Source organism: Flectobacillus sp. BAB-3569 (genome assembly GCF_002270355.1).
GTDB lineage: Bacteria > Bacteroidota > Bacteroidia > Cytophagales > Spirosomataceae > Flectobacillus > Flectobacillus roseus.
Genome location: NZ_NJFZ01000007.1, coordinates 129,706 through 152,324, shown reverse-complemented (window position 1 = coordinate 152,324; position 22,619 = coordinate 129,706). Strand labels below are relative to the sequence as shown.

Annotated in this window: 21 protein-coding genes; 5 read left to right on the top strand and 16 right to left on the bottom strand. The window is 36.8% G+C overall.

What is annotated here, in order from left to right; translation table 11 throughout:
- Positions 1-97: 97 nt before the first annotated feature.
- Positions 98-850, bottom strand: coding sequence for a porin family protein (locus BWI92_RS08540; protein WP_095161936.1), 753 nt, complete (start codon positions 848-850; stop codon positions 98-100).
- A complete protein-coding gene (ubiE, locus tag BWI92_RS08535) occupies positions 799-1,521 on the bottom strand; it encodes a bifunctional demethylmenaquinone methyltransferase/2-methoxy-6-polyprenyl-1,4-benzoquinol methylase UbiE (protein ID WP_095161934.1) in 723 nt (240 codons plus the stop codon). The genes BWI92_RS08540 and ubiE overlap by 52 nt, the downstream gene beginning before the upstream one ends.
- A gap of 318 nt (positions 1,522-1,839) precedes the next feature.
- Between ubiE and BWI92_RS08530 the strand changes: the two genes are divergently transcribed.
- On the top strand, positions 1,840-2,175 hold the full coding sequence (locus tag BWI92_RS08530) for a DoxX family protein (RefSeq protein WP_095161931.1): 336 nt from the start codon (positions 1,840-1,842) through the stop codon (positions 2,173-2,175).
- Between the two features lie 154 nt (positions 2,176-2,329).
- Positions 2,330-5,125 carry a hypothetical protein gene (locus BWI92_RS08525; RefSeq protein WP_095161929.1) on the top strand — a complete coding sequence of 932 codons (2,796 nt, stop codon included), beginning with the start codon at positions 2,330-2,332 and terminating at the stop codon, positions 5,123-5,125.
- Positions 5,126-5,285: 160 nt separating this feature from the next.
- Here the strand turns inward: BWI92_RS08525 and BWI92_RS08520 are convergent, their stop codons facing one another.
- The 13 genes from BWI92_RS08520 to BWI92_RS08475 all read right to left on the bottom strand — a co-directional run bounded on the left by BWI92_RS08520 (position 5,286) and on the right by BWI92_RS08475 (position 16,620).
- A complete protein-coding gene (locus BWI92_RS08520; RefSeq protein WP_095161927.1) occupies positions 5,286-6,602 on the bottom strand; it encodes a hypothetical protein in 1,317 nt (438 codons plus the stop codon).
- Positions 6,603-6,619: 17 nt separating this feature from the next.
- Positions 6,620-8,524, bottom strand: a complete 1,905-nt coding sequence (locus BWI92_RS08515; RefSeq protein WP_229362847.1) for a TonB-dependent receptor — start codon at positions 8,522-8,524, stop codon at positions 6,620-6,622.
- A 29-nt stretch (positions 8,525-8,553) separates the two neighbouring features.
- The gene (locus BWI92_RS28115; protein ID WP_229362845.1) at positions 8,554-9,027 is read right to left on the bottom strand and encodes a beta-sandwich domain-containing protein; all 474 of its coding nucleotides are present in this window, start codon (positions 9,025-9,027) and stop codon (positions 8,554-8,556) included.
- Positions 9,028-9,532: 505 nt separating this feature from the next.
- Entirely contained in the window at positions 9,533-10,600 is a 1,068-nt protein-coding gene (locus tag BWI92_RS08510) for a TlpA disulfide reductase family protein (RefSeq protein ID WP_095161925.1), read from the bottom strand.
- Positions 10,601-10,623: 23 nt separating this feature from the next.
- A complete protein-coding gene (locus BWI92_RS26995; protein ID WP_141234726.1) occupies positions 10,624-10,839 on the bottom strand; it encodes a hypothetical protein in 216 nt (71 codons plus the stop codon).
- A 97-nt stretch (positions 10,840-10,936) separates the two neighbouring features.
- On the bottom strand, positions 10,937-11,131 hold the full coding sequence (locus BWI92_RS08505; protein ID WP_095161923.1) for a hypothetical protein: 195 nt from the start codon (positions 11,129-11,131) through the stop codon (positions 10,937-10,939).
- Between the two features lie 33 nt (positions 11,132-11,164).
- A complete protein-coding gene (locus tag BWI92_RS08500) occupies positions 11,165-11,383 on the bottom strand; it encodes a hypothetical protein (protein WP_095161921.1) in 219 nt (72 codons plus the stop codon).
- Between the two features lie 12 nt (positions 11,384-11,395).
- Complete coding sequence (locus BWI92_RS08495) at positions 11,396-12,862, bottom strand: TlpA disulfide reductase family protein (protein WP_095161919.1); 1,467 nt, start codon at positions 12,860-12,862, stop codon at positions 11,396-11,398.
- A gap of 225 nt (positions 12,863-13,087) precedes the next feature.
- A complete protein-coding gene (locus BWI92_RS27250; RefSeq protein WP_176464379.1) occupies positions 13,088-13,252 on the bottom strand; it encodes a hypothetical protein in 165 nt (54 codons plus the stop codon).
- 26 nt (positions 13,253-13,278) lie between these two features.
- Complete coding sequence (locus BWI92_RS08490; protein WP_141234725.1) at positions 13,279-13,554, bottom strand: hypothetical protein; 276 nt, start codon at positions 13,552-13,554, stop codon at positions 13,279-13,281.
- A 33-nt stretch (positions 13,555-13,587) separates the two neighbouring features.
- Positions 13,588-14,958 (bottom strand): TlpA disulfide reductase family protein, encoded by a 1,371-nt coding sequence (locus BWI92_RS08485; protein WP_095161915.1) that lies wholly within the window; start codon positions 14,956-14,958, stop codon positions 13,588-13,590.
- A 175-nt stretch (positions 14,959-15,133) separates the two neighbouring features.
- A complete protein-coding gene (locus BWI92_RS08480; RefSeq protein WP_095161912.1) occupies positions 15,134-15,460 on the bottom strand; it encodes a thioredoxin-like domain-containing protein in 327 nt (108 codons plus the stop codon).
- Positions 15,424-16,620, bottom strand: coding sequence for a hypothetical protein (locus tag BWI92_RS08475; RefSeq protein WP_095161910.1), 1,197 nt, complete (start codon positions 16,618-16,620; stop codon positions 15,424-15,426). Before BWI92_RS08475 ends, BWI92_RS08480 begins: the two co-directional genes overlap by 37 nt.
- A gap of 303 nt (positions 16,621-16,923) precedes the next feature.
- Between BWI92_RS08475 and BWI92_RS08470 the strand changes: the two genes are divergently transcribed.
- Positions 16,924-18,732 carry an acyl-CoA dehydrogenase gene (locus BWI92_RS08470; RefSeq protein ID WP_095161908.1) on the top strand — a complete coding sequence of 603 codons (1,809 nt, stop codon included), beginning with the start codon at positions 16,924-16,926 and terminating at the stop codon, positions 18,730-18,732.
- A 220-nt stretch (positions 18,733-18,952) separates the two neighbouring features.
- Here BWI92_RS08470 and BWI92_RS08465 read toward each other — a convergent pair whose 3' ends face one another.
- Positions 18,953-19,558: a DUF1684 domain-containing protein gene (locus tag BWI92_RS08465; protein ID WP_176464378.1), complete on the bottom strand. Its 606-nt coding sequence runs from the start codon at positions 19,556-19,558 to the stop codon at positions 18,953-18,955.
- 181 nt (positions 19,559-19,739) lie between these two features.
- Between BWI92_RS08465 and BWI92_RS08460 the strand changes: the two genes are divergently transcribed.
- Together BWI92_RS08460 and BWI92_RS08455 are read left to right on the top strand one after the other, a co-directional pair.
- Positions 19,740-20,327, top strand: a complete 588-nt coding sequence (locus tag BWI92_RS08460) for a riboflavin synthase (RefSeq protein WP_095161904.1) — start codon at positions 19,740-19,742, stop codon at positions 20,325-20,327.
- 342 nt (positions 20,328-20,669) lie between these two features.
- Positions 20,670-22,556: a beta-N-acetylhexosaminidase gene (locus BWI92_RS08455; RefSeq protein ID WP_095161902.1), complete on the top strand. Its 1,887-nt coding sequence runs from the start codon at positions 20,670-20,672 to the stop codon at positions 22,554-22,556.
- Positions 22,557-22,619: the final 63 nt, after the last annotated feature.

Here is a 22,619-nt window from a genome sequence, read left to right as displayed (position 1 = left end):
AAACACATGGTAGCATCAAAAAAAGCGGTCGAAAAGTGCTTTTCGACCGCTTTTTTGTTGAATTATCCAATAACGAATAACTATTAATAAATAACCTTTACTCAAACATCAAATACAGCGTAACTGAGTGAGAGTTAAGTTTTTGGATGGCATTGGCATACGAAAATGGATTAGTCGGTGCTATGTACATATTGACCAAACCATGTGAGAATCGTAGTTCTGGCGTAAATTTGAAATACTTGAAAAACTGTTCAAATCCAATACCATATTCTATTGAAAAATCTCCCGTTCGAGTATTTAATCGTGTGGTTGTCGCTGCATTTTTCCTTACATTGGCTTCAATACCTACCTTAAATCCTGCATCAATAAACATCCTCGAATTACCTCGTCTTTGTGATTTTAGCTTTAGTAATACAGGTATTTCGAGCCACGTTGACTCTCGCAGTTCGGGTGGATAATTGGGAGAGTTATTAAATCGGTAATCAATTTCACGACCATAAAGCGCAATATTAATGCCCGTTTTGAGATCAAAGTGCTTGCTTAGCGTAAAATTGGCAATACCTCCAACAAGGAAGGCAAAATTGCCTGGCGAAACAATCGACCTTGATGTATCAGAGGTAGACGCTACTTGAGGTCCATGATACAAGTTGAATCGAGCATCTCCAAAACCAAAAAGAAAGCCAAAATGCACAAGTTTTTCATCATAAAACTCGTCATAAATTCTTTTGTATTTATAGCGTTGAGCCTGAGATTTTTGCGAAAACCCTAGCACCAATATGCCTGTAACAGCAGCAAAAATTATTTTTTGCCAATGTAAATCGTACTTATTCCGAACGTAAGTGGTAAGCATTGCGTCTGAGTAAAACCTGCTTTGTGATATACCTTCAAAAAGTCTTCACCATCAGGAAATGCTTGTACAGACTCTGGAAGATATGTATAAGCCGATGAATCTTTTGAAACCATATTACCAATAGTAGGCAAAATGTATTTGAAATAGAAATTATAAATCTGTTTGAAAGGGAATGATTTTGGCTTTGAAAACTCCAAAACAATACATGTACCTCCTGGCTTCATTACACGACACATATCGGTAAGCCCTTTCTCCAAATTTTCGAAGTTTCTTACGCCAAAACTAACGATGACAGCATCAAAAGTATTGTCTTCGAAAAGTAATCTTTCCGAATCACCTAATTGCATTTCGATGATATTATCAACACCTAATTTTTTGATTTTCTCTTTCCCTACATTCAACATTCCTTCCGAAATATCCACTCCGACAATTTTTTCGGGCTTTAGAGCCAATGCCTCAATAGCAAAATCACCCGTTCCAGTAGCAATATCCAAAATATTTTTTGGCTGGGCAGCTTTCAATAGTTTGATGGCTTTTTTACGCCATAAAATATCAATACCACCGCTCAAAAGGTGATTCAAAAAGTCGTATTTATGTGAAATATTATTAAACATTTGAGCTACTTGCTCCTTTTTGCTAGCCTCTTGCTCTTTGTATGGAAGTACTGTCATTGTACAAAATATTTTGATGAAAAAATGCCTTGGAAGTCTAACCGCACTTCTGTAATTTGTAGAATCCAAAACAGACCACAAAGTTACACTTCCTATTTGAGATAACAGCCTGTAAAATAAGAATGTTTTAGGATACATAAATTATCCCTACCTTAGTGTATCTGGAGTGTAGAGCTATCAGAAGGATTTGGGATTTTAGATTTCGGGTTTCAGATTCGTAAATATCTAATGGTTTTAATTTAAAAACCTACCAGAATCCCAAATCCACAATCAAAAATCTCATATCCAAAATATTCCTAACCTTTCAAATCCGTAGCTATGATGTACTTATTGAGTTCACTAATGATATTGGCTGGTATTTTGCACTTTGTGAAGCCCAAGTTTTTTCTAGCAATCATGCCGCCATATATTCCTGCTCATCAATTAATGGTGGCATTGAGTGGTGTTGCTGAAGTTATTTTTGGGACAGGACTCTTATTTGACAATACTCGTTCGTGGGCTGCGTGGGGATTAATCGCACTTTTTGTGGCAGTTTTTCCAGCCAATATTTACATGGCGACTTCCGATAAATTTAAACAATTTCCTAAATGGATTTTGTATGCTCGTTTGCCACTTCAATTTGCCCTCATGGCATGGGCACATAGCTATGTGTGATGGCTGTCGGCTGTCGGCTTTCAGCGATGGGCTATAACAGCCGTCAGCACTCGGAAATATATCCATTCGACAGCCGACCGCCGATAGCCGACGGCCGAGTGCCGATAGCCAACATCTGACCACCTGCCACTCTTTCTAACTCATAAAATAATCTATGAAAACACGTTTACTATTAGTGGGAATATGCTTGTTTTGGGGCTTTTCCTCATTTTCTCAAAATGCCTATTATGATGCACTCACCTTGCGTGTGTACAAGGATTCTTTGGAGAAAATTTATCCAAATGCTAGCCGTGGAGGCGCCAAAAGGACTTTCTTTGGCTATTTGGATACTAAAAGAGTTATGAATGCCAAAGATTATGAGGCGATTAAAAGTTTTGTAAAAAAGCCTTTTTCTAAAGTCAATAATGAGCTGAATACGATTAATCAGTTGCCTAATGCCTTTAAATTGTTTCATGAGTTTGACGGTGCTCAGTCAGTAATCAATGACAAAGCTCGTGTAACAGCCAAGGCAATAGATACGCTTATGAGCAAACTCAAACTACGCATCGACTCGCTCAATACACGCTACAAAGTCAATGTGGTATATAAAACGACCAGTTTTGCAGGTTCAGAACGTTTGCCTATTTCGAGCCGTAATTTGTATGTAAAGTTCGAGCCAATGCCTGATTCTGTTCGACAAAAATATCAAGAGTCGATTCAAATAACTCAGTTTAAGGTGGGTGAAATAGCGTCTGATTTGGATTCGACTTTGAGCGAAATGGCAGGCGCTCGCATAGCGATTATGGATTCGGTTATTAATAAAAATCTTATTAAGAAAAAAGAAAAAGAGATTCTCGAAACGCAATCTTTTGTGACTACAGATGCACTGAATAATACGCGTAAACCTCAGTTGCAAAGTACTTCTACCTCTGGTTCGGGCTTGTCGCTCGACATGACTACTCGCATGGTGGACGCCACCGCCAGATGGTTGGTCAAACGTACTAAACAGGAATTGACTTTAGCTTTTTTTGATAAACTCCGCAATCGTCTCGATACGATTCCTGAGCTGAGGGCTTTCTTTCCTTCTACTTACTTGATGTTACAAAACGATGAAAATATCTATCGTTTGCCTTCTCTGGGAAATACTTGGTTAGCGGCTTTTCATTCGGATGTAACCAAAATTCCACAGAATTTTGAAAGTTATATTCAACAATATCACCCTGAAATGTTGAAAGAAGATAGTTTCAAAATCTTCTTGATGACTTATCATTCTTTTGATTTATTAGAAAAAGGTACCAATCCAGCAACACTTTTAGATTTTCTGAAAACACGTTATGCGACCGATGCCGATATTCGAACTTCGGAAGTGAGTCGCACGATACGTTTGTTGGCATTGTTGTCTGACAACCTCATTGACCTGACTAACGATCCTGCCAATAAGATGTGGATTCGTCCTTCGGAGGCATTGAAGCAGTTTTCGGACCCTTTGGTTGGTCGCTATTTCTTGGGCTTGTTGTACCAAAAAGACACCTTGCTTTTCAATAATTTGAAAGTAGGTGCTGATGGACAAAGCCTTGGAAATTGGCTCGGTGAGTCCAATAATCGTTTGGAATATTTTAATCAGACGGTTAGCCAGTTTTTACTCATGCTAGATGATATTCAAAAGCAGATTTTGTATAATTCCACTTCGGATAATCTGCCTTTGCGAGACGTGAAGCCATTTTTACACTACACCCAATCAATTTTTGACATGGTGAATGTAGGTTTTCAAATCAAGTATTTACTAAAAAGTGGCGAGCCAGATACAAGTTTTTACAAAAGTGCTTACAATCAAAAATGGAAACCCATCGCCACCGATGCCATCGAAGCAATTAAGGCATTTTATACCAAAAGCTATGGTTCAGGCTTATTGCATACCATTGCGGCAATGAAGCCTATATGGGCAGAGGTTCGTCCTAAAGATGTCCGCTTAGGGCTTTTGAATAATGGCTTGGCGATTTTACAAAAAACACATATTGCTCAGGTAGAAAAAGATTTGCTGGCCAATAAAGGCTTGATTGCGACAAAAGAAAAAGAAGCTAATGTGCTCTTAAAGCAACTGAAAGACAATATGGACAAAGATTCTTTGAGAATTTTGACCATTAAAAAATTACAAGAAACCAAAACCCAATTGGAGTTGCTACAAAAGCAAGTAGAAGATTTGACAAGTCAGAAAAGGACTTTTGAAAGTATTCAGAAAAGCTTATCAGAAGTAAAAAATATCGATGAATTGATGGCTCAAAATAATACCAAGGTTCAGGAAAAACAGAAGGAACGTCTTAAAGCAAAATTTGACCAAATTACGTTTTATGCCAATTTTATGACCGATGTAATTACCTCCGATTCGACCACGGATTTGCAGGAGATTATTGATAAATATGCAGCTCCTGTTGGCTCGTATAGTCTTAAGCGCAAAAATGCTTTTAGTCTCGATATCAATGCTTACCCAGGGTTGTATGCGGGCGTTGAGCAACCCATTGCCTCAAGTAGAGGCGTGTCGCAAAGTGCCTTTGTGACAGGTATTACCGCTCCGATTGGTGTGGCATTTAGTTGGGGCAAAAAACGTAAGGTATTGGGCGGTTACGAAAGAGATAGTCGAGGCGGGCATTCGTTGAGCTTGTTTGTGCCAATTGTAGATATTGGGGCGGCATTTAGTTATCGTTGGTCACAAGGAGATGAGATTAATGGTTTTCCGAAAATCAAGTTTTCACAAATCTTTGCGCCAGGGTGTTATTTGGTTTGGGGCGTCAAAAATGCACCAATTGCCTTGAAAGTAGGAGCGCAAATTACACCACAATTGAGAGATGTCAACGTAACCAGTTCCTCAGGCGGTTTGACTAATACCGTTTCAGAAGTAAGCATGTTGCGTTATGGCATGACGTTGAGTGTAGATATACCAGTTTTTCATCTTTTTGAAAAAAGAATGAGATAGGGAATGAATGTTTTTGAATGAGTGGTTGAGTGAATTAGTGATTATTATTAGGATAAATTTTACCAGTAGTCTCTACTGCTAGAATATAGATTTTTTAAATAATCACTCATTCACTCAATCTCAATTCGCTCAATTCGATACAGCTCTTGTATGATATTTTCTAGAAAATACCGATGTAGTGATTTCCTGCTTTATTAACTAATGTTGCCCCTTTTGTAACAGTACCTGTTTTCTTGTTAAAAATATAAATATTCCCATCTTTTCCTACAGGTGTTACGGCAACAAATACCTCGTCTCCACTTACCAAAATACCCTGATATTGTCCAAAATTTAAGTCAGCATCGTAAGTAATATCAATTTTTGTGGCTGTTTTGGCGTTTAGGTCCAAACGAGCTACATATCCTTGCGTAGTGCCATCGTGAGTATATAGGGCATAAGCAATTCCATTTCCAGCATATTTCCAACAGTCAACATACACACCTTTTACGCCAAGAGCAGCGTCTAAGCTAAATACATAAGAATTGTCATATTCATTATTTTGATTAATTCTTAAGATATGTGAGCCTTTGCTATCACGTTGGGTTGCCTGATAGATATTGCCATCTGTGGCCACAAAGGCATTAGGACTACGATAGCCACTATTATCACCAAAACCAACAGTGGAGGTAATGACTTTAGGGTTTTCGAGAGAAGGATAATCAACAATAACAGACTTGCTACCTAGACGGTCGAAGGTACTTTCGGTAAGTCCAGTAGCAGGGTTGTATTTGCGCATCCATGTACCAAGAATCAACTTGTTTTGTGCTTTGTTCAACACTGGAGCATCCAAACGGAAAATACAGTGACCATTGAGTTCTTCTGCTGTAGCAAGCGGGATTTGATATTGTCTATAGCTATTGATAAGAACATTTTGTAAGTCTAAAGAAAGAACCGTTGCTACGCCACGGTAGTATTGAAAGGACTTAGTTTTGTCAGTAGCATTGTTGGCTGCAATTCCTGTAACATTAAGAGCAACACCCGTTTTGTCGCCATCATATAACTTTGACCAGCGAGGTGTTGTGGTAGCATATTGGGAAATGTTTACCGTAACATCTTGTTGGGTAAAACTACCTGCGCCATTGACTTTATAGCGAGCAAATTCGCCTCCGTTATCGCCTGAATAAGCAATGTTAAACAAAGTGTTTCCGTCTTCAGAAGATTGTAAACGAGCCGTTCTGGTAGATTTTACAGGAAAACCTTTGTCATAAACATTAATTGAGATATTGGGATTTCGAGCATCCTCTTTACTTACCGAATAAACCATCGTTCCGCCATTGCCATCGCCTGGGGTTGTACTCATCAAAGCACCAGCCACGGTAATCCAGCGATCTTGATTGGTTACAGGGTCAACATTTTCGGAAGAGTCTACCTTAGTGCAACTTGATAAGGTATAGACAGTAGCAGCAATAATTGATAGGGTTTTAAACTGATTTTTCATTTGTATGTATTGGTTTATTAAAATTTACTAAGCATATAATTAAGTTTCAGGTAGAAGGCTCTTCCAGGTTTTTGAACAGCAAAATTGTCGTACACTTGCGCATCAAGAATATTTTTGGCATCGGCGGTAATAACAAATTTGTTGTTTGGAAAAGCATAGCTTACACCAATGTCTTGAATATATTGGCGTGGAGTTCTGAAGTCTTCAATGTCTAACCAAGTAGTATAAAATCTCTCTACAAATCTGAAACTGTAGTAAAGATTCAGGACAGTGTTTTTCTGGAGAATATTTTTAAAAGAGTATTGAATATTAGTATTGGCTGTCCAGTAAGGTTCGTTGGGCAATTGCTTGTTATAATAGTCATACTCTCGTCCGTTGGGGTCATAACGAATGTTGAATACCGAGTTGAATTTTGACATATTCAACCCTACCATCAGGTTGTTGTTATAGGTATATCTAAAATCCGATTCGAAACCAATCGCCTTTGTTTTTCCTAAGTTTTCGTAAGGATTCGTTTGTACCGCATCGTTGAGGCGAGGGTTGATTCTTTGGGTAATTTTATCACGAGTATCACGAATAAAACCCGATACTGTAAACGAGTATTTATGCTTTCCCACTTGGAAGTTTGCTCCATTCAGACCCACATTCAAGTTGTAACTTACCTCTGGACGGATACCAAAGTTTTCCACAATGTTTTCGCCTGGACTTCCAAATACCTCATTTTCTGAAGGTAGTCGAACTGCCTTTTCGGCTGATACCAAAATGGTATATTTCGGCGCAATAGCATAAGACATGGCAATACCGTAGCCTGTGGCAGTTTTGCTGCTATTGGTTTTGTTTTCAGTGGTAATGGGTTGATTTTCAACAAATGTTAGAACAGGGTCCATGCGGTCTATCCCTTGCTGGTAGAATTTAGTGAAGATATTATTCTTGAACTTTGAGTCAAAAGCTCTTAGTTCGTAAGCGATAGAAGTAATATTTTTGACAAGATTTCGGGTGCCAATAAAGGTGCGCTCAACTTCAGAACGCATCATATCTTGCTCATTTCTATCAATGGCGTAATAGATATGATTCAATACGATTCTATGATTGCGGTTTAAATCATAATTAAAACCAGCTCTGAAAGTACTTACATTTCTATTGATATGATTGATAGTTGGTGCTGCTTGTTGAGCACCGCTAGGTCTTAAAATGGGGTCGCCGTTCAGACCAATGCTGATTTGCCCATACCAATTATAATTCCATTTTACGGTGTCTACCACTAGCTGAGCTCTTTGACTATACATCCCATTGATGTTGAATTCTAAGCCTTTGGTCATGAAGTCTTTCTTGATATAATTAAGACTAAAAACATGAGCTTGCGACTCCGTAAATCGCCCTTTGTAAGGAATCGACATGTATGTTCCGTGCTGAATTTCTTTGTAATCATCTGAGCCATTATAGCCAATCATAAATTGGTCTGCCCATCGCACATTGGTAAAGCCTACTTGAATTTGTCCGCCTGTGGAGCGATAAGCATCATCAAACCTTTTGGCTCTAACATAATCGTAACGACCATTGGGCAGAATATTTCTTACAAACTTTCCCCATACTTCATAGTCATTATCTGAGTAATTATGAAAGCCAGAGGCCTTGACCGTGAAGCCCGTTTTTTCTTCTCGGAAAGAAGCATTGAAGTTGGTTTGGAAAGTATTGAAAGACCCATAGGACACAGAAGCTGAGAGGTTATTCATACCACCTTTTTTCAAAATAACATTGATGGCACCACCAAGAGCGTCATCTGCTAAGTGTGCAGGAATAACACCTTTATACACTTCAATTCGTTCGATTAGTGCAGGAGGAATACTGTTGAGACTGAAGGATTCACCATAAGTCGAAATTGAAATACCGTCAATGAAAATTCTGACGGAGTTGCCCGACATGCCATTGAGATTATAATTGACGGCCGAACCTAAGCCACCATTTGTCGAACTCTGATACCTACAGTTCTATCCAACATTTCATTGGTTTGAACATTTCGTTGGGCAATATCCTTTGTTTCGATGATGTTAACAGCAAAACCACTTGTCTCAATTTCCCTTTTTTCGGTTTTTTGTACCACATTTACTTCTGCCAAGTCAAGACTTTGATGCTTTACCACAACAGGTATTTCTGTATGTGCCTGATTGACATTAATCTTGATACTTCGAGTTTCGATTTCGACGGAAGAAACCACAAGGTCATACTGTCCATAAGGGACTTTTTTCAAAGTAAAATAGCCGTTGTTATCAGCCAGTGTAGCAATGTTGCTATTGGCAAGCCGAATACTAGCGTGACTAATTCCTCCTTCGTTTTGACTGTAAACTCGACCTTTAATCGTTGCGATTTGTGAAAAGGAGGTAAAATAGGCTAGTATGAGTAGAAACGTAGTAACCGTGATTTTCATAAAATTTTGCAAACTATGTATGTGATTTTTTCGCCATCATCAATTATATCTATTAGGTTTGAATAGTGTGTTCTATTTAGACTAAATACAAATAAAAGGCTCAACAAAAGTAAGTCTCAAAGATGTGTTGTGCAAATATTTATTTAGACTAATAATAAATAAATATGTAAGGTTATATTTTTACTTTGTATAATGACAAAATGAAGTAAGATAAAAGGATTAAATTGGGATTGAAGGGGCAGTTGCTCAGATATTTGAACGTAAATGAGTTGAGATTAGGGTGACAATTAGGAGTAAACTAAACAAGGGTCATCCAGAATTGAGTGAATTAGTGATTATTATTAGGATAAATTTCACCTGTAGAGACGCAATACTTTGCGTCTAGAGATAGTCATTCCACCTTTAATTGTCATTTCCCTTAGTGGGCGACTTAAGTCGCCCACTAAGGAGAATGTGTTGTTTGTGGGTTATAAGGTATTTAAAAAACAGGTAGTAAGCGTCTCCTCTACAAAAGCTCTTTTAACAACTCCTTTAGTTTGGGGTCGGATGGGCGAGGAGCGTTGGTGTTGATAAATTTGCCATTTTTGTCAATAATCATATAGCGAGGAATGGATTTAATCTTATATTTTTTGGCAAGCTCCGAGCCGAAATCTTTGGACAAAAGATAATTAGCTGAAAGAGAAAGATCTTCTGCTTTTAAAGCCTTTTGCCAAGCTACTTTGTTTTCATCCATCGAGATGGTAATGACTTGCAATCCTTTGGCTTGATAGGAGGCAATAAGCTTTTTAGAATCGGGAATTTCTTGTCTGCATGGTGCACACCAACTTGCCCAAAAGTCAAGGTAAATGACTTTTCCTTTGTGTTGTTTTAGGATTTCATCCATAGAAATACTCTCATTTTTATCAGAGAGTAGATTTCCATTTTTAACTTTTGGACCACTTAGATATTTCTCTTTGAGATACTCGACATATTCTTTGTTTTGCGAAGCATTCAGATAATTTTGGAGCGCTGTATCAAACTTAGCATCTTGTTTTTGAGGATGACACAGAAATGCAAACAGCAAAAAATCTTTGATTTTTCCTCTAAAATTACTTGAAATGGATTGTTCGATACCACCAAAATCGGTAGTTGATACCATCGCCTTTTTTAGCAAGGCTTTTTCATAATTGATCAATGCCGTACGAAATTGAGCATCCTTCAGAAAGTTTTCATTTTGATAGGCGGCTTTTTCTTTTTCGAGTAGTGCCCACGCCGAGCCCGACGTGTTTTTCCCTTCAGGATATAAGTAGTTTGAGGCAATCATTGCCAGATAATTGCTGTAAACATGATTTTTTAGTATTTCTATATAGCTTGGTGCTACGACATTTTTGGTATTTGCAGCATCAATTTTTTGCCAAATAGAGCGGTAGTCTAGCGATTTACCAAAAGCAAAAAAATCTTGATTACTGGCAATAATAGGTACTAAAAAAGCCAATTCGTTAGTTCGGTTTTTATCGTCAGATACCAATCTTGTGATTTTTTCAGCATCCTTGATAACATACAATTTCTCCGAATTGGTAATGGGAAACGTCATTTGTTTCTCAGTATCCTTAAGAATTAGCAAATTCTTAAATGCGACTTTGATTTTTTAGTTTGATTAAATTCAATTGGCGTCGGGAATTCTTGAAATTGATTGTAGTAATACAGATAGGCTTTTTCGCCTGGCTTAAGCTTACTAATGATTTCGACAGTGTCGGTAGAACTGCCATTTTGTGCAGACCCTGCAAAGGCAAAAAAGAGTAAAAGTACGAATAGAGATAGTGTGTATTTCACGGTAAAATTTGGTTGTTATGGTGAGAAAATTAAAAATTGCTGTTTTATAATTTTAAAATAAGTCATACCTCTCTGTGAAAATGCCTTAAAAGCCGACCTAAGGAAACTGAACCGAAAAGTAGGTTTTATATCTCAATCGTTTACCGTCTTGTAAAGCAGGAAACCACGGTGCGGAGGCAAATAACGCTTCTTTTACATGACCTTCTAGACCTTTATCGGTATTGTTGGTAGGTAGAATATGAACTCCAGAGATGCAACCATTTTTTTCGATAATGATTGAATACAAAACCATGACCTTATCTTGAATAGAACTTTTAAAGTGTTTTTATATATATTGTTTTACAAAACGATTCAGCGCCATATTTCCTTCGGGGAAAGTTGCAGGATGTTGTATTGCCATATACACCATCGTATCAGATCTAATTTCTTGGTAAGAACTTATAAAAGATTCAATATCAAATACCCTGATTGTCTCTTGCTTTTGCGCATGACTTGTATATGCCGTTGTACCAATAAGAAGGAGATTGATGAGAATGAGTTTCATAGGGGTATAGCGTTACTTTTTTAGTAGCTCATTAAAAACCTTTATCAGTCTAGGGTCGGAAGGACGTGGGGCATTTTGATTAATAACTACCCCTTTAGCATCAATAATCATGTACCTAGGAATAGAGATAACCTTATATTTTTGAATTAATGTATTGTTTTTAGGATTGGTTATTAAGAAGTTTTTCTTCAAAGGTAAAGCAAGTTGATTTATCGCTGTTTTCCATTGAGTAGCATTTTGATCAATGGAAAGGTATATGAAGTTTATATCCTTTTCATACTTTTCTTGTAACTTTTTAGAATGCGGTACTTCGACTCTACAAGGACCACACCACGATGCCCAAAAGTCAACATAGGTAAGTTTATTTTCCTTTAGTAATTCACTCAATGACTGCTTTTGATTTTGTACAGATAACACTTCATCACGGTTATTAATTGGAGTAAAAAAGAAAGCATATTTATCACGGACTATATTTTTAGCTGCACTATCTTGAGTATTGTTAAGAAAGGAATCATAGTATTTTTTACTGATATTTCTCGAAAAAGACTTGAAAATCCTGTCTAATTCTCGCATTAAAAGAAAGTTTTTATGTCTGGTTAGAAATAGGTCACTCTGGTTTATTTTATCGTAGATTTCAGCGTAGTCTCTATTTGTAAGATCATTAAATGGAATTTCTTTGGCTTTTTCGACAATAAATTTATCGGTAATACATTCAGCTAATTTGTAATGGTATTTGTCAGGATACCGAAGCGTATTAGGGTAGGAGTTTAGTAATATTCTGGCAGAATCAAAGTTTATTTTAGATTCTAAGATATTTAGTGAAAGCAAAAAAGTCCTAAATTTCATTTTATTAAAACTAGCCGTATTAGTGGAAATTAGGGCATTTTGCTCTAAAGAATCTACTATTTGAGTAGCCGATTTTATACAAGCGGCAATTTCCTCAAATGCTTGTTTTTTTACGAGATACTTTTTTTTAGGAGTCTTCAATGCCTCCTCAATAGACATAAAATGTAGTGGATTGTAGTATTTTTTGACTAAAATTAATGGGTTTTTCTGTCTGTGATATAATATATTATCTACCTTAAATTCTAAAGGCTGAGTTGTTCTGTTGGTAACATTTATCGCTATTTGCTCATTATTTAAAGATAGAATAACCTTATCTCCATTTTTAACAACTACTTCAACTTCACTTTGTAGGGTTCTACAATTGAGTATATAGAAATCGTCTTCTGTAGAGAATAATAGGGTAGTGATGGTATCTTTTAATGACTGTTTGTTGAGTATTTCAACCCCATTAGGATGACGACTATCATACACAGTTACATAGGGAAATAAATACCAAAAATTATTGTACTTATCAATATTACGTTTTGTTTGTTTATCCATTGTCACGACTATAGAATCTGGTTTTTGAATCTGTGAAATAGATGAAAAACAAATGGTTATGAAAAGTAATAAGAAGATGAGATTGACTTTCATTCTGGACTGTTTTTGAGGTTTAGACTATATTGATTGTTGGATAATACGTGTTAACTGATAAACTGAGAACTGATAAATGTTGCGATTTTTCAAAGAGAGAACTTCACTCACAGAAATTCATTCAATTCCACACAAGTGTATCGCTATTCGTTCATTACTTTTCTTTGAGTAATTCATCAAAAACTGTTTTAAGTTTAGCATCCGAAGGACGTGGAGCGTCAGCATTTAAGACCAATCAAAAAAGATTTGCTTCTTCAAGGGATTATTGATGATAATGGTAATGTTTTGTGGCGTCGTAGGCATTTCTGTACTCGACTGATTATCGTCTTTCCTATCGCTTTTACAAGAATAGAAAATAATACAGAGTAGAGCTATAATAACAGGTTTCATAGTTGTAGGGTTTGTGTATATGTATCTTATTTCTTCAAAATCTCATCCAAAAAACTTCTTATATGTTGATCGGTTGGTCTGGGTGCATTGTCGCTGATTATTGTGCCATCGCGTCCTACGAGCATATAACGAGGAATAGAACTTACTTTATAGTAGAATTTGAAAGGCTTTTCTTTTGAAGCTCGAATGTCTAATGTCGTGGAGTCAGTAGTAAGTATATTTTCAGCATATAGCATAGCGCTATGACCTTTAAATAGAAAGCATATCCAGAAAAAGGAGAGAAGGCAATAGGTTTTGTACATGATTTTTGGAGGTTTAGATATAGGAGTAAGTCACTATAGCATATCTTTTAGAAGACCACTTGAAGGACGAGGTGCATCAGGATTAATGATTTTCCCATTTTCATTTATAATCATATATCTTGGAATTGTACTGATGTTGTGTTCAAAAATAAATTGAGCACTTTTTGAGTTAGTAATCAGATAACTGTCTGAAAAGAGATTGTATTTGACAATGGCTTTACGCCATGCATCCTCCTTGTCATTTAGCGCCAAATATATAAATACCATATCTTGGTATTGAGCTTTCATTTTCTTTGAATAAGGTAATTCACTAATGCATGGACCACACCAACTGGCCCAAAAGTCTACATAAATTTTTTTACCTCTGTATTTACGTATAAGCGTTTCCCATGTTTCTGGCTTATGGTCAATTCCTATTAACTTTAAATCTTTACTATCCTTAATACCATATTCAATTTCTTGCTTCATTGCCTCAATATCTTCATGTACACCATAATTCTTCTCATAATCATCGATAAATTTTCCTATGGTTTTCCTGTCATATTTATCATTAATCATAGTGCTTATTACTAGTCGCTTAAAATAACTTTGTAATGGAGTAGAGAATGAATTAAAATCGGAATTGTATTTTTCTGAAAGTGATTTATTTCTTGGGCGTTTAAATAGGTTATAATGATTGTAGCAAACAAATAGTTTTGATAGTACTCTATCATTCAAGTTAGTTTCATTTAAGAATTGTTTCGATTTTAAGAAATTTGATAATGTATCACTTTCTATCTGATCGTTTACCTTCGATAAGTTTTCGTAAAGTTGTACTTTGGCTGATTTTATGAGAAGAAGTTTATATTCATCTGATTTGTAGCTTTTCTCAATATTTTTAAAAACATCATCGAAGTATTTTAGATAATGTTGTAATAAACTAAGGGCATCATTATTTTTCCTAGTCTGATTATTAATTTTGGTTTCTAAAAAAAGTTGGGTTTGTTTTTGAAGATTTTGATAACCTAAAGAATCAAAAATGATTTGCTGTTGGATAGTATTTATTTTTACTTTTTTGTCCTCGTTGGTTTTGAAAAAAGAAAGCATTCCATCATTGAGCTCAATCGATATTTTATCGCCTTTAGATACAATGATTTCTCCATAATAGGAAGGGTAATACTCTAATCCTACTATATGATAGCCATGCACCAAAGGAATTTCTGTCGACTTTGACGCAGTAATAGTAAATTGTTTAGCATATTTTTTTGTTTCTTGCTCTGATAAATCGATATTAGCTATGATTGAATCTTTATCAGACGATTTGAAGAAAAATTCGGTGCTATTTGAAACATTATGTTTAGTGTCCTTAGTCGAACATGCTATTACTAAGCAAAGCAGCAAATAATAAGACCATTGAGTTTTCATAGGAGGTATAGGAGTATATGGTTTATTTATGAGGAAAAATCTACTAAATCTTTAGTTATAACAAATTTTAGAAAATATTTTTTCATTTCCTAGCCAACAAACAAAAAGTATGTGTACTACTTTCTACGCTAATAAATCTGAAATAAAAGATATTCAGAAATGAAAGTATGCTAAATCAATGGAGCGAATTGCTCTTTGGCAATAGCTTGATAATTTCATGAAGTTTGGATTCGGAAGGACGTGGAGCATTGAAATAAGCGATGTTTCCTTGCTGGTTAATAATGACATAGCGAGGAATAGTAGACAAACCCCAGAATGAACTTAAAATGTCATCATTGGCTTTTGTTCCTAGAATTCTATATGATTCAACACCTTCGGGTAGATTTTTTTGAGCGCTCTTTTGCCATTTTGATTGTTCGGTGTCAATGGAAAAATTGATAAAGACTATATCTTTTTTGTATGACTTTATGATTTTTTTAAGCTTCCAAACTCGGCTATACATGGACTGCACCACGATGCCCAGAAATCAACAAAAATGATTTTTCCTTTATGTTTTTTCAAAATATCATTTAGTTCACTTTTCTCACCAATACTATTTTCTAGTGATAGCTTTTGCACATCTTCTGGGATAGAAAGATTTGATTCTGTAAAGTTTAGGTGGTTAACAGCCTTGATAAAGAGGCTATCTTTTATCTGATTTTTTGTGTTTTGAAAAAACTGTTGAATAGAAACATCATAGCGCTGATTTTTATTTTCAGCAATATCTCTCAACAGCGTATATAACAGATAGTCTCTTGTAGTCCCCTTAAAATTTGTATTGATAGAATGTGTGAGGCTATTTAAACTCGACAGGTTATTCCAATAGTCATTACCATTTTTGATTTGATTCTTGTATTGCCAAATGTAGTTTAGGCAAAAACTTCCATACGAAACCATGTGAAGAAGACTATCATTTTGCTGAAAAGTGGTCTTAATTTCTTTAAAAAAATCTGCGTCCAGTGTCGTATGATTAGTGTAGTATAGTGTGCTAAGTAAACCGTCGAAATATTGAAACTTTAAGTCATTTAGTACCCATGATTTGAACTCATTACTAACAGGATATTGAAGACTAAAGTTATTAAACTGGTTTCTGCGAAAATCATATTCCTCTTTTAATCTTGCCTTATACTGACTAAAATTCTGAAGATAGTCTTCAATGTTGATATTCAGTAAACTTGAAGTTTCTGGGTCAGAAAACTGTTGATAATAGAGATAATTACCTTTGTTTTGAGAAGACAATACTTCGAAGATTGTCTTGGGTAAATCAGAATGAGCGTCTTTTTTGATGGAAATATTTAGATGGACAGAATCGTGAGGACTAACAAAAATTCCTTGATGTGCCAATTGAAAAAGTGCTGGCTTATCGATTTTTAGTTTTATTCTATATTCCTTTTGTGGTTTGTCTAATGCTATACGAGCTATTGGGGCTCTATCTTGAAGCGCATAGTTGAACTGATACAAGGGAATATTATCAATTGATTCTAACTCAGGAGAGATATTGATGGTACCATATAGAGTAGCGTATGACCCACCTGTATTATCAGATTTTTCTGTTTGTTTACATGAGCCTAATAAACAAATGAGAGTGATAAAACTGAGGGCGGTGGTGTAGATTTTGATCATGATTTATAGAGATTGATAGGGTATTAGAAATCATTAGGAGACTAAAAATGATAATGTGTAAACCAAATATCTACTAAGCTTTTAGTTATGGCAAATTTTAGCAAACTTATTTAGATTTCCAAATCAAAAAAAGATAAAAATCACCTTTCTGAGCTGTAGGAGCGAGTCATGATAAAAATCAGACAAATTCTTACAGCTCAATAATTTTTATCATAAATAGTATGCTTGCATAATATTTATATTTGTATTATTTTTACTTAAAATAGAATATAACTTTTAAAGAAATAAAATCCTATTTAATATATGGCACAACAATATTCTCGTCGAAATCTCGACTTTATGCTCAAGGAGGTACTCAAAGTGGGAGAACTTACGCAGTATCCTCATTTTCAGGATTACACGCCTGATATGTTTGATATGGTATTGGATACGGCTGAGGAAATTGCCGATAAAATCATGCGTCCTGCCTACGTGGAATCTGACCGTAAACAACCTGAGCTTATCAATGGTCAAGTAAAAGTGCATCCTGCCGTAAAGGATTATATGAAGGCAATGGGGGACTCTGGCATGATTAGCGCCACTTTCCACTATGAGCATGGTGGACAGCAATTGCCTTTGTTGGTCAATGCCGCCAATGAGTTTATTCGTGGCGCTGCGCATAACTCATTTGTGATGTTTACGGGCTTGACTGCTGGTTCGGCACATTTGATTTATTCTTTTGGCTCAAAAGAATTGCAAGAAAAATTTGCTGACCGTATGATTACCGCTGAGTGGACAGGCACAATGTGTTTGACTGAGCCTCAGGCTGGAAGTTCTTTGTCGGATGTAGTCACTACGGCCTCGCCTCAGGCAGATGGAACCTATAAAATCAAAGGGCAAAAGGTATTTATCTCTGCGGGCGATCATGACATTGCCGATAATATTATTCATTTGGTTTTGGCAAGAATCGATGGCGCTCCGCTAGGAACGAAGGGTATTTCATTATTTGTGGTTCCGAAATTTAGAGCCGATGACGCTGGCAACTATACGATAGACAATGATGTGGTTTCGACGGGTATTTATCATAAAATGGGGCAAAAAGCTACGCCAGCGATGCACTTGACTTTTGGAGATAAGGATAATTCCGTAGGGTATTTGGTAGGAGAGGCCAATCGTGGTTTGCAATATATGTTCCAAATGATGAACGAAGCTCGTCTGGGAGTGGGTATGGGTGGTACTTATATCGCTTCGGCTGCCTATTATGCGGCTTTGGAGTATGCCCAAGAGCGTCCACAAGGTCGAAGATTAACGAATAAGAATCTCGTTGACTCACAGACGTTCATTATCAATCACCCTGATGTGCGTCGTATGCTGACGTTCCAAAAGGCGATTGTCGAGGGTTGTATTGGTTTGTTGTTTCAATGTTATTGGTGGCAAGATATGATTCATGGCTTGGGTAGCGACAGCGAGGAGGCAAAAGCTTATCAAACGATGCTAGATTTGATGACGACAGTTGCCAAAACGTATCCAGCCGAATATGGTATCAAAGCGGTAAATGAAGGTTTGCAAGTATTTGGAGGGTATGGATATACCGAAGATTTTCCCTTGGAGCAAATGGCACGCGATGTAAGAATTATGTCGATTTATGAAGGCACCACGGGAATCCATTCTTTGAATTTACTGGGTAGAGGTGTTACCGCTAACGGTGGCAGAGCGCCTCAACTTCTTTTTGCTGAAGTGATGAAAACCGTTGCAGAAGCCAAAACACATGAAGTATTGTTACCGTATGCCGAAAAGCTAGAAAAGGAATTAGGTCGTTTACAGAAAGTGACTATGCACTTGCTTGGCTTGGCCGCTCAAGGAAACAATGAGGTATTTTTGGCAGATGCTACTTTGTATATGGAGTTGTTTGGTATTATCACCGTGGCTTGGCAATGGCTGAAACAAGGCATTGTAGCTCAAAATGTGATAGAACAACAAGCGCCGACTGGCGATGAACTGGCGTTCTATCAAGATAAAATTCATACGATGAAATTCTATTTCCATTATGAACTAATCAAGACGTTGAGCCTTGCCGCCAGATTGTTGGATACAGAAGTACTGACGGTGTTACAAGAGGAGGTAGAAGCCTAACAGTGTATTTCGGATTTGGGATTGCGGATTTCGGAAACTCGGTTAAATACCTTTATTTTTTCGGAAATGTATAAGATTACACTTCCGAAATCCAACATCCGATATCCGAAATAAACAGTTTTAGAATTCTTCGTACACTCCTAATTTGGGATTTTTGATTTTGGGAAGGAAGGCATGTTCATTTACTTCCGAAATCAAAAATCCCAAATCTCCAATCAAATTAAAGTTTTTCGCCTGCTGTTACTGCCATTGGAATCAAGTTTTCGGCTGGTGGTAGCGGACAAGTAAATGTATGGTTGTAAGCACAAAATGGATGATAGGCTAAGTTAAAATCAATCTCAATTTGTGAATCCTTTTCATTTTTTGGATCAAGGTCGATATATCTTCCTGCGCCGTAAGTTTCTTTACCTGAAGTCAAATCTTTGAAAGGTAAAAACAACATTCCCTCACTATTGATAAATATTTTCAACGAAACCTTTTTTCCTTCTTTTTCAAAACTGATATTTCCGTAAGGTTCATACGTCTCTGTTTCGCCTCCCGTCATTTGAATTTCGAATTTTTGACCACTTTTGACTTTATCTATTTTTCCCAAAACCTTCCAAGTAGGGTCTGTCTCAAAATAGGATAAACCTTTGAAAGCGGCTTTATCTTCGATAGGAGATTCTTTCCCTGTTTTGAAAAATTCATCCTTTTCTTTTCGAGCATTTTGGAGTTGCTGCGTGTAAGCAGCGTTATCTTGCTTCGGTGCAGATTCGCTTCCGTTGAATATGGTATAGCCAACAATGACTAAAATCACTAAACCGATAATCCATTTTAAATTTTTCATTTGCTTCTGAAATTCGCCTTTTGTTATGTCTTTGTTTGCAAAGATAACAATAGAGGCAATCATTTGTTGGCGCTTGTTGTTAAAGAATACAAAGACGCAAAGTTTTGAAGTGAAAGCGATTCCAATAAATCCTTAACTTTGCGCCTGCTAATGCAAATTTTCATTTTAATCTTTTACAACTATGTTTACAGGAATTGTTGAGGCTATCGGCGAGGTGGTGGATATTCATAAAGAAGGTACAAATATTACATTTACGCTCACTTGTCCGTTTACCAATGAGTTAAAAATCGACCAAAGTTTATCTCATAATGGGGTTTGTCTTACGGTGATTGCTATTGAGGGAAATCTTTACTCAGTAACGGCGATTGATGAGACTTTGAAGAAAACCAATCTCGGTAAATTGGAGGTTGGCTCAAAAGTAAACCTCGAACGTTGTATGCCTGCCAATGGTCGTTTTGATGGTCATATTGTGCAAGGGCACGTCGACCAGATTGGTCGTGTAACAGCGATTACTCCACAAGATGGTTCGTGGTTATATGATTTTGAATACGAACCAGAAGGACAAAATATTACGGTAGAAAAAGGCTCTATTTGTATTAATGGAACCAGTTTGACCGTTTTTAATTCAGGTACTAATACTTTCCGTGTGGCGATTATTCCTTATACGTATGAACATACAGTTTTTCATACATTAGAAGTAGGCGATATCGTCAATTTGGAATTTGATATTGTAGGAAAGTACATTCGTAAAATGATGAATTTAGGATAGGGTTACATTTGTGGTCGGTGTCCCACTGACCAAAGGCGACAGGAAAAAGTCACTTACCTATACAGCGCTAAAGTATCATATAGATAGAAAAATAGTACGCTGTGCTGTCGCAAGTTGTCGAGTGGGACACTCGCCACGGATAAAAAAAACATTTATTTCGGATATCGAATGTTGGATTTCGGGAGTGTAAACTTCTATACTTTGTAAAAAATAAAGGTATTTTATTTTATCTCCGAAATCAGAAATCCCAAATCCGCAATAGTTATAATTTCTTCTTACAGTTCTGATTCACAATTCGCAATTCATCATTCAACACTCATACTATAAAGCCTCTTGTTAATAATGAAATTAGTAAAGTTCCTAGCCTTGGTATTGTGGAGTAGTCCTCTTGTTTTTTCCCAACAAATTATCCCAGAACCTGTAGCTCAACAAAAAGCGCTTGGCGAGTTTGTCCTCACGGCTGATACGCGCATTCATATACCCAAAGGAAATCCAGAAGTACGGAAGATTGCTGAGTTTTTAGCCATGACTTTGGCTATTCCGACTGGGGTAAAACTACCTGTATTGGAGACGCCTAAAATTGGGAAACATATCAATTTTAAGCTGGAACGTACACCCTTCAAAGTCGTTGGACAGGAAGAAGGATATTCTTTAGAAATTACGCCTAAACATATCGATATCAAAGCGCAAACACCTGCGGGCTTGTTTTATGGCGTTCAATCTTTGATTCAGCTTTTTCCTAAACAAATTGAAGGCAAAAAGTACCAAAGAATGGTTTGGAAAATCCCAGCGAGTAGTGTCATCGATTACCCTCGTTATGCGTGGCGTGGCATTATGTTGGACGTAAGTCGCCATTTTTTCCCGAAGGAATATATTAAAAGCTTTATCGACCAACTGGCACGTTATAAATTCAATACCTTTCATTGGCATTTGACCGACGATCAAGGCTGGCGTATTGAGATAAAATCGTATCCTAAACTCACCAGCGTAGGTGCTTGGCGAGTACCACGTGTGGGAAATTGGTGGGAAAGAGAATTGCCTCAAGAAGGAGAAAAACCTACTTATGGAGGATTTTATACCCAAGAAGATATTAAGGAAATTGTGGCGTATGCACAATCGAAATATATCCAGATTTTGCCAGAAATCGATGTGCCTGGACATAGCTTGGCGATTTTGACGGCTTATCCAGAATTGTCTTGTGCGGGAGGCAATAAGTTTCAGATAAATGCAGGATGGAAGTTTTACCGAGATGTAGAAAACTCACTTTGTCCATCCAATGAAAAGGTATATGAGTTTTTGGATAAAGTTTTTGGAGAAGTAGCGGAGCTTTTTCCACACCCATACATCCACATTGGTGGCGACGAATGTTATAAAGGATACTGGGAAAAAAGTGCCGAATGTCAAGCCTTAATGAAAAGGGAAGGTTTAAAAAACACGGCTGAATTACAAAGCTACTTTGTTAAAAGAGTCGAAAAAATCTTGTCGAGCAAAGGCAAGAAACTCATAGGCTGGGACGAAATTTTGGAAGGTGGCTTAGCTCCAGAAGCTACCGTAATGTCGTGGCGAGGTGATAAAGGTGGGATAGAAGCAGCCAAACAAAATCATGCGGTAGTGATGACACCCAATACTTTTGCCTATCTGGATTTGTACCAAGGTGAGCCCACAGCGGAACCGATGACCTATGATTTGTTACGATTAAAAAGAGTTTACAGTTTTGAACCAACACCCGCTGGAGTAAGTTCTTCTTTGATTTTGGGTGGACAAGGAAACCTTTGGACGGAGTCTATTCCTAATTCTCGCCATGTTGAATATATGATGTATCCACGAGCATGGGCTTTGTCGGAGGTATTATGGAGTAAGAAAGAAAAGCGAAATTGGGATTATTTTATTACTAAAATGGAAAACCAATTTTTGAGAATGGACGAAGCTTCAATCAACTATTCACGAAGTGTGTATGACCCTTTGGTTAGAACGATGAAGGAAGGTGTAAATCTCAAAATCGAGATGTTATCGGAAATCAAAGGATTGGATTTGTATTATACTTTTGATGGAACAAATCCTGATGCGTTTTCACCCAAATACCAAAGTAAATTGGATATTCCTAAAAATGCTTCTTTCTTGAAAATTCAAAGTTATAGAAGTGGCAAACCCATTGGACAACGATTGAGTATCCCTGTAAAGTCTTTATACGACCGTGCTGGACGATATAGTAGCGATTTTGGATTTTAATAAAGGATTGGAATCATTTGCTAAAAAAGGTGCTGGATAGGAATCCAGCACCTTTTTTAGCAT